Source organism: Microcystis sp. M079S1, assembly GCF_020246425.1.
Classification (GTDB): domain Bacteria; phylum Cyanobacteriota; class Cyanobacteriia; order Cyanobacteriales; family Microcystaceae; genus Microcystis; species Microcystis aeruginosa.
In genome coordinates, this window is record NZ_JADBSZ010000230.1 from 1 (window position 1) to 7987 (window position 7987).

The window sequence follows — 7987 nt, forward strand, 5'->3', positions numbered from 1 at the left end:
ATTGAGAGTTTTGTCGCTACTTCACGGGGAGATTTAATCAAAGCCCCTCGATTTTTGTTGAAAGTACAGAGTAAGCTTAAATTGCTACAAAGACGCTTGAAACATCAAGTCAAAGGCTCAAACAGTTGGTTAAAACTTCAGGAGAAGATAGCGAGATTACATGAAAAAGTGTCTAATACTCGTAGAGATTGGCATTTTAAGTTAGCTCATTACCTTTGTGATCTTGCTGATAATATCTTTGTCGAAGATATTAACTTCGTTTCCTGGTCTAGAGGGATCGTTAGAAAACAATCTCTAGATTCGGGTATCGGTAGTTTTATTAACGAGATATTACCGTTTGTCGCTTGGAAACGGGGAAAATATTATCTTAAGGTTAATAAAAACGGAACTTCACAGGAGTGTCCTAATTGTGGTGCGTTCACCGGTAAAAAAGCGTTATCGGAAAGAGTTCACCGGTGTGATTCTTGCGGCCACATCGAACCGAGAGATACGGCATCAGCAAAGGTAATCGAGAACCGAGGAAAAAACGCGGTCGGACTGACCGTGTTAGAAAACGCTCGCGGAGGCGATTTGACGGGGATCGACCGGTTAAACCAGGTCGATCTAGTTAAAAGCCTAAGAACCGAGAATCCCCCGCTATACCGCGCGAGCGGTTAGCGGGGGAGAGTCAAAGCACCTGTGAGAAAATTAAAGCTCTTGGTGGCAATGTCACCCGGGAGCCAGGCCCGGTGAAACACGGTTCTACCGTGATTGCTTTCGTGGAAGATCCTAATGGTTACAAGATTGAGTTAATTCAACTAGGAAGCCAAGGTGCTGCCGTGGCTACGGCTTAAATTTATCGTCGTCAAAAGCTTATGACTGTTGAAATTGAACGGAAGTTTCTGGTTAAAGGGGATTCTTGGCGATCGCTGGCTGCTGGCAAGTTGTATCGTCAGGGATATATTCCTACCCAAGATGGATTGACAACCGTGCGGGTTCGTGTAGTTGGAGATCGGGGTTATTTAACCATTAAAGGCAAGACTGAGGGCATTAGTCGGCTGGAATTCGAGTATGCAATTCCCCTAGAAGATGCGGCAATAATGCTAGAAAACCTCTGTAAAAAACCTTTAATTGAAAAGATTCGTCATCGCATTTCTCTGGATAATTTAACTTGGGAAGTTGATGAATTTTTAGGGGATAATCAAGGTTTGATTATGGCTGAAATTGAGTTAGAACAAGAGGATCAAGTCATTACTATTCCTGATTGGATCGGCGAAGAAGTCACGGGAGATGAGCGATACTACAATAGCAATTTACAGAAATCTCCCTATAAAATGTGGTCATTGTAGTATTAATTTCTTTCGTGGTTAACTCTGGGTATATACGGCTTTTTCTGATTCGTTTAGCTTATTCGTTACCCGTCGGAGAACGCCATTAATAAAGCGATAACCTTCATCATCAGAATAACGTTTTGCTAATTCGATTGCTTCATTAATCGCTACTTTTTGAGGTAGATCGAGATAGAGCATTTCTGCCACGGCAATTTGGAGGATATCCCGATCAATTCTTGGTAAACGATGTAGTTGCCAATCCACTAAAGCGCCGGTTAATTCCTGTTCGATTTCCGCACGACGACGATAGACTGTACCGATTAATTCTAGGGCATATTCCCGCACTTCGTACTGACTAGATAACTGAACAATTTCGGGAAAATCTATCACGGTTCCTAAACGATTAATGGCATTGTGAGTAAGAGAAATCGCTTCTTTTACCATGGTTTGGGCGCTTTTTAGATTTGTCGCCTTAGTATCACTAGAGAGAATCCGTTCATTACCACGACTAATTTCGGCGGCGGCGGTTTCTAAGGTTTCTTGAATTTCCAGGGTTAAGGTTCTAACCGCGACTAAAATTAAATCGTTTAAAGTTTGCTGTTCCAGGTTTTCAGGATTGCCTTTAATCTGACTTAAACTCAAAAGGGCAAGTTCTCGAGCAATGCGGCGGGGTTGTTGACGGGGAGACATAGAAGTTTAGAAGTAGAGGAAAGAAAATTATACAACTTTATCGATCGCTATTCGGTTAGGTTAATTTTTCTCGGCGATCAATCTTGACTTTCAGATCAATTCTTGACCAACTTCTATTTTAGCATAAAAGCTGCCAAGATTTAATTTTTCAGGTTTTAATTAGACAAAAGACAATATCTATCTTGAATCTCCCCTAATTTAGTCTCAGCTTCTTGAGCATTAATAGCTAATTGGGCAAACTCCAGAAAGCGTTTTAATTCCTTGCGTAATAAATTCCTTTCTACTTCCCAAGTTTCTCGATCTAAGGTCGGTGGCATAACAATCATATCAAATAAAGTGGCCTGTTTTTTATCGGGATGGGGTCGCAATATTCGCCCGCGACGCTGAATAAATTGTCGAGGATTACCACTACTAGCCAGAATGACTGCGTTTTGAATTGATGGCAGATCTACTCCCTCATCTAAACATCTAATTGCCACTAATCCTTGTAGATAACCCTCCTCAAATTGTTGGCGAATTTTTTCTCGTTCTTCTAGGGAAGTTTCTGCGGTGTAGGTAGCAACTCGATAACCTAATTGATTGCCCAATAAATGAGTAACTGCCTCTACTTGACGACGATAATTAGCAGTATAATTTTCCACATAACCATCCCCACAATAAAATAAAGTATGATCCGTATCTAAACGCTCTTGCATCAGTTGTTGTAAAGCCTGTAATTTATTACTTGCTGAACCAACTAATCGTGACCTTTGCATTAACAAAGCGGTGAGGCTTTCATTACCATTGAAATTACTATTTTTCTGCAAAGTCCAGCCGATTCTTTGGGTTAATTTTGCGTATAATAAAGCCTCATTATCGGTTAATTTAACCAAGACTGGATAATAAAAATAATTGACTAAAGCACCTTTACTAATAGCATCAGCTAGGGTAAATTCTGGTTGTAGAATTTGCCCAAAATAATCAAGAATAGCGTCAGTTCCTTCCTCATCAAAATATCTTTCAGGAGTGGCGGTTAAAGCCAATCTTAGACCTAAAGAACGGGGTAATAATTCTTCTAATCGGGGGGAGCCTAAATTATGTGCTTCATCACCAACGATTAAAGTTTTATCGGGGAAAAATTTTATTTGTGATTGAAACCCCTCGCTAATAAAAGTTGAGTTAGTAGTTAAAATAGTGACAAATTTTTGATTACCCGCTTGCACATTATATAATTCTGTCGATAGTTGACTTTGCCATGTATGGACACTTTCGTAGGCTAAAATCGGTTTAAGATTAAATTTTTCCGCTTCTCGTTGCCATTGATTGACTAAGTGACGATAGGGGCAAATTACTAATAATACTTGCAGTTCTATCGCTTGGTAAAGTTCCATGGCAATAGCTAAAGCAGTAATAGTTTTACCGCTGCCGGTGGCCATTTTTAAAGTTCCCCGTCCCCGATTACGAAACCAACTGATAATCGCTGTATTTTGGTAGTCTCTCAATTCTAAATCGGGGGGAATCCTAGGAATACCAGAGGGATTAACTCGATAGAATCCTCGCAATTCAGCAACTTGCTTGAGCTTGCGGGAACTGAGAAAATCCCTAGTTATTTTTTCCCAATCTATCCAGCAACTATTCATAAGACCTCTTGTAAAAATCAAAAATTGTTGTTAGGGTTAGGAGTCAGTAGCCAGTAGTCAGGAGTCAGGAGAATTAAGAATGAATAATAATCAGTTAAATGGTCTATTTACAGATTTTATGCCATTTAATTCTTAATTTTTGCCGTTGTTGAACCCAGAAAAATTAATTATGCAAGAGGTTTATAATACTAAATCCTGTTTAAAAGGTATAGGGGAACAGCGGAGCACCGGAGCAGGGAGAAACAATCCATAGCTTGGGAGTTCATCACACTATTAAAAATAGTTTTTGTATAAGCTCAAAAATAGCAAAAAGCCAAAAAGCTAAAAGCTAAACGTTGCTACCTATACAATTGGGATGGTCTTTTTAGTCCATCCCACAGCTGTCAAACCACTCTTAACTGTTATCCTAGAAATCTAGGAAATGATTAGGATAATTTACATGGTCGCTACTTCTTCTTTTTGGGGAGTATTTTGCTGAAGTTTTTCTTGATCTTTGCGACGTTTTTTAGCATAAAGTTGGATTGTCACTGCCATTAATACCACTAAAGCTACAATTAACCAAGTGGTCAAATCGAGGGGTAATTGATTCTTAAATACTGCCAAAAGGACAATAACTACCAATAACAGGGTTGGTGCTTCATTTAATGCCCGAAATTGCTGTCCCGTCCAATTACATTCCCCTTTTTCTAGCTTTTTCATGATGCGACCACAGTAGAAATGATAGAGCAGTAAAAGAGCCACAAAGGATAATTTAATATGTAACCATCCCGATTTTAAAATTTCCGGTTCTGTGGAGATTAAACCGATCGCCATGGCCACGGTGACAATCATCCCCGGTGTGGTAATGATATTGTAGAGTCGCTTCTCCATGATCTCGTATTGTGCTTTCAGAATAGCTTGTGCGGGTTCCGTTTCTGTTGCTGCCTCCGCGTGATAGACAAACAAACGTACCAAATAAAATAGTCCCGCAAACCAAACAACTACCCCAATCAGGTGAAATGCTTTAAACCAATAGTAAGCCATAGTCTATATTGTGATGTGAGTCCCGAATTAATTAGTCTAAGAGCTATCCATGCTTTCCCAGACTATCCCTATACAAAAGTTTAGACGGAAAATAGGGGTTGCGGGTTGGGGAGCGGGGAGCAGGGGAGCAGGGGAGCGGGGAGAATAAATAAAAATAATCTCCTGACTTGAAAGAGGGTGTGGGGTGTGGGGTGTGGGGTGTAGGGAAGGAAACCTCTTTCATCTGTGGGGGTGAAAATTTTTTCATCGGGACTGACTCCTAACCCAATGGTAGATGTTGGATTTTTGCCAGAGTCCTATTTTCCGACAAAGATAAGCAAAAGTTATTGATCAACTCCAAAAACTTGAGAATATTTAAATTAACATTCCGCAATATTTACAAATTCTTAAAAATTAATTGAGAAAGATTTTTATTTAACAACGATGTTATGATGGTTACAGCGATTTTATGGAATTTCATAATCGCTTTTTCTGTGCTTTTTTGGGCAGCAACGGTTGAAACCCTTGCCACACCTAGAAGGTGATCCGAATTAAGACAGGTAAATGAGTCAATTTCACCCACAACGATGATCTTTTTTTTGTGTAGTTTTATTGCAAAGAAAAAGTTTTTTTGACAAAAAGCACAAAGTATGCTGCGGTCTAGCGGATTTCTAGCTGCGAGTAATTATCTAACAGCAGCGGTCGCAGAAAACCGCCATAATTCTCATCATCTGTACCGATAAAGACTTCTACTTCACCTCTAGGAGACTCTCTGGTAGTCACCGCTTCCACTTTGGAGCCGTCGATTTCTGCAATTTTTTGGGGATTAGGGGCAATAATTAGGCTATTATCAGCTTTAACTTGACCGATACGGTAAACAGCACTTCTAAACACTCCCGCACTATCTGGATCGTCAGCAGAAGCGATGTAGATATTACCTTGCTTATCTACAGCTAAATCGGAGATGAGGCGAATATTTTTACCACTACCAAAAGGACTCCGAAAAGTTACCGACTGAAATTCCCCGAATTTTAAGGGATTGAAGGAGATATCCGTCCAGCGAATTTTTGTACTCTCTTGACTATCGGCCCGTTCTGCGTAGATAAATAGATAACGATCGCCTTGCCGACTAACAGCGATCGCCTCTACATTTTTCACCGCGATCGGCCAATTTATTTGCTCAACTATCTTGACTTTTTGCTGGTTATATGCTAGTAAAAATAGTCTTTGAAAAGGTTTTTTGTCGCCACTTTCAGCCAACAAAAATAAGTTAGTTTCAGGGATATGAGTAATACTTTCGAGATCGTTACTCAATCCCTCTGGATTTGGCCAATCTACCCTTAAAACCTGCCATAATAGGGGTTTTTCCTGCGTAGGCAGCCGTAAAAGACTCAGCCTTGGTTGAGATGGATCACTATTTTTGCCCTTATTTTTGGCATCGTGAACCCCTAGAAAAATATCTGCTTCTACCCAAGCTAAACCACTGAGATCCGGAAGATAAGTCTCCAGTTGTCTCGATTGTTGAGCAAAAGAGACTTGCACGACCGAAAAAAAGAAAACTAGGACTAAAATCGCTGAAAAAACTGTTTTTAATCGGCTATTCTTGCTAAAAAATGCTTTATTATCTAACACCTATTCCCTAACCCCCAATATCACTGATTAACTCCTCCACCACGCGATTCAAACCGACGGAATGGGAAGCCTTGCATAAAATGCGATCGCCGAAATCGATCACTTCCTTTAAACGATTAATTAAATCTGCGTGAGTTTGAAAACATTCGCAATCGACCCCAGTAGCCGCCTCGGCAATAAACTTAGCTTCCGGGTCATCTACCAAGACAAACAAGCGATCTATACCTAGTTTTTGCACCCTCTCACCGACTTGGCGATGTAATTGCTCAGAAAAAGACCCTAACTCCTTCATCGTACCTAAAACAGCAATATGACGCTGACCGGGAGTAGCTTTCAGTAAATACAAGGCCGCTAACATTGATTCTAGACCCGCGTTATAGGTTTCATCGAGGAGTAGGATATCTGGCTCTAATTGGTAACGTTTGGCCCGACCACTGGGTAAATTAACTTTAATTCCCTCTTGCAAAGAAGTCCAATCGATGCCTAAAATTTTCGCTACGGCCAAGGCCGCCATAAAATTTAAAGCATGATGACGACCGGATAAAGGTAAGTTAAAATCTAGTCCATTTACTCGTAAAGTAGTTAAATCCAGTAATTCCCCGACTATATCGCCGCCAGAGAAGCCATAGGTAATTGTTTCCCCCTGCCATACCCGTTTAGCTGTTTCGGTAAGTAAAGGGTGATCGTAGTTAAGAACAGCTATACTACTAGAAGGCGACTCGGCCAATAACTCGCATTTGGCCTCTGCGATCGCTGCTTCCGACCCTAAACGACCGATGTGAGCAGTTCCCACATTAGTAATCACTGCGATCGTCGGTTGGGCGATTTGAGCGAGCAGGGCAATTTCTCCCCGTCCCCGCATTCCCATCTCGATTACGGCACTATCGTGAGTTTCATCCAGTTCGAGGAGAGTTTTCGGCACTCCGATCTCATTGTTATAATTAGCTAGGGTTTTATGTACCTTTCCCCGGGTTGCTAATACCGAAGCGATTAATTCTTTAGTCGTGGTTTTCCCCACCGATCCTGTAATAGCAATCACGGGTATAGTAAATTGATTCCGCCACCAATGGGCTAATTGCTGATAGGTTTCTAGGGTATTCTGGACCAGGAATACAGGAATATTACTAGAGTAATTTACCGAAACTGGCTGATCGATAATCAAGGTTGCCGCTCCTTTTTCGATAGCCATATCGATAAAATCATGACCATTAAAATTATCACCTTTTAAGGCCAAAAATGCTTGTCCTGACTCAATACTACGGCTATCAGTATTAATGCCAGATACTAAACTATCGGGACTAAAACTTATGTCACCATTATCTTGTAAGGACAATAATTGAGCTAGTTGATTGAGGGATAAATGAAAGGCCATAGACAATAAAAATACTTAGGATTAACATACTCCCACCGTCAAGCTACGCTGTGACGGGGGATTCTTTCCACATCGCTGTTAGAAATTCCTTGCTCGACGAGACAACTTAGATTCTCAATGTCTCCATTAAGAATCCAGAGGCCGGACTCTCCCAAGGCGTTTGGGTCGGTTTCTGTTTGCCCAACAGTACCGTTGAGATGATTTCCCAAATATTTCAACCCTTTTTTAAGAATGTTGATGGCTGCATTATGATCCCTATCCAAGACTGTTTGACAATTGGGACATTGATGAGTTCTAGTGCTTAATGTTTTTTGAACTCTCGTCTCACAAACTGAACAATCTTGGCTAGTAAAATGCGGTGG

Annotated in this window: 8 protein-coding genes and 1 pseudogene; 3 read left to right on the forward strand and 6 right to left on the reverse strand. The window is 40.7% G+C overall.

The window, feature by feature from the left end:
- From IM456_RS15385 to IM456_RS15395, 3 genes and pseudogenes are all read left to right on the forward strand, one after another.
- Positions 1 to 657, forward strand: a 657-nt coding sequence (locus tag IM456_RS15385) for an RNA-guided endonuclease InsQ/TnpB family protein (protein ID WP_287693459.1), incomplete at its 5' end; no start/stop codon positions are given.
- A gap of 14 nt (positions 658 to 671) precedes the next feature.
- Positions 672 to 833, forward strand: a pseudogene (locus IM456_RS15390) (VOC family protein); the annotation flags it as partial.
- Between the two features lie 21 nt (positions 834 to 854).
- Positions 855 to 1328 (forward strand): CYTH domain-containing protein, encoded by a 474-nt coding sequence (locus tag IM456_RS15395; protein WP_149987169.1) that lies wholly within the window; start codon positions 855 to 857, stop codon positions 1326 to 1328.
- Between the two features lie 18 nt (positions 1329 to 1346).
- Here the strand turns inward: IM456_RS15395 and nusB are convergent, their stop codons facing one another.
- The 6 genes from nusB to IM456_RS15425 form a co-directional block, all read right to left on the reverse strand.
- Positions 1347 to 2000: a transcription antitermination factor NusB gene (nusB, locus tag IM456_RS15400; RefSeq protein WP_149987170.1), complete on the reverse strand. Its 654-nt coding sequence runs from the start codon at positions 1998 to 2000 to the stop codon at positions 1347 to 1349.
- A 155-nt stretch (positions 2001 to 2155) separates the two neighbouring features.
- Positions 2156 to 3619 (reverse strand): DNA phosphorothioation system restriction enzyme, encoded by a 1464-nt coding sequence (locus IM456_RS15405; protein WP_149987171.1) that lies wholly within the window; start codon positions 3617 to 3619, stop codon positions 2156 to 2158.
- Between the two features lie 435 nt (positions 3620 to 4054).
- Complete coding sequence (gene hemJ, locus IM456_RS15410) at positions 4055 to 4642, reverse strand: protoporphyrinogen oxidase HemJ (protein WP_149987172.1); 588 nt, start codon at positions 4640 to 4642, stop codon at positions 4055 to 4057.
- Between the two features lie 639 nt (positions 4643 to 5281).
- Positions 5282 to 6253, reverse strand: a complete 972-nt coding sequence (locus IM456_RS15415; RefSeq protein WP_287694278.1) for a hypothetical protein — start codon at positions 6251 to 6253, stop codon at positions 5282 to 5284.
- Positions 6254 to 6260: 7 nt separating this feature from the next.
- The gene (locus tag IM456_RS15420) at positions 6261 to 7625 is read right to left on the reverse strand and encodes a UDP-N-acetylmuramoyl-tripeptide--D-alanyl-D-alanine ligase (RefSeq protein ID WP_287694281.1); all 1365 of its coding nucleotides are present in this window, start codon (positions 7623 to 7625) and stop codon (positions 6261 to 6263) included.
- 38 nt (positions 7626 to 7663) lie between these two features.
- Positions 7664 to 7987: zinc ribbon domain-containing protein (locus IM456_RS15425; protein ID WP_287712789.1), on the reverse strand; the 324-nt coding region annotated here is incomplete at its 5' end.

What these genes read in the sequence shown, in the direction of transcription:
- IM456_RS15395 (WP_149987169.1), top strand. Translation starts at nt 855, where the DNA reads ATGACTGTTGAAATTGAACGGAAGTTTCTGGTTAAAGGGGATTCTTGG.
- nusB (WP_149987170.1), bottom strand. Translation starts at nt 2,000, where the DNA reads ATGTCTCCCCGTCAACAACCCCGCCGCATTGCTCGAGAACTTGCCCTT.
- IM456_RS15405 (WP_149987171.1), bottom strand. Translation starts at nt 3,619, where the DNA reads ATGAATAGTTGCTGGATAGATTGGGAAAAAATAACTAGGGATTTTCTC.
- hemJ (WP_149987172.1), bottom strand. Translation starts at nt 4,642, where the DNA reads ATGGCTTACTATTGGTTTAAAGCATTTCACCTGATTGGGGTAGTTGTT.
- IM456_RS15420 (WP_287694281.1), bottom strand. Translation starts at nt 7,625, where the DNA reads ATGGCCTTTCATTTATCCCTCAATCAACTAGCTCAATTATTGTCCTTA.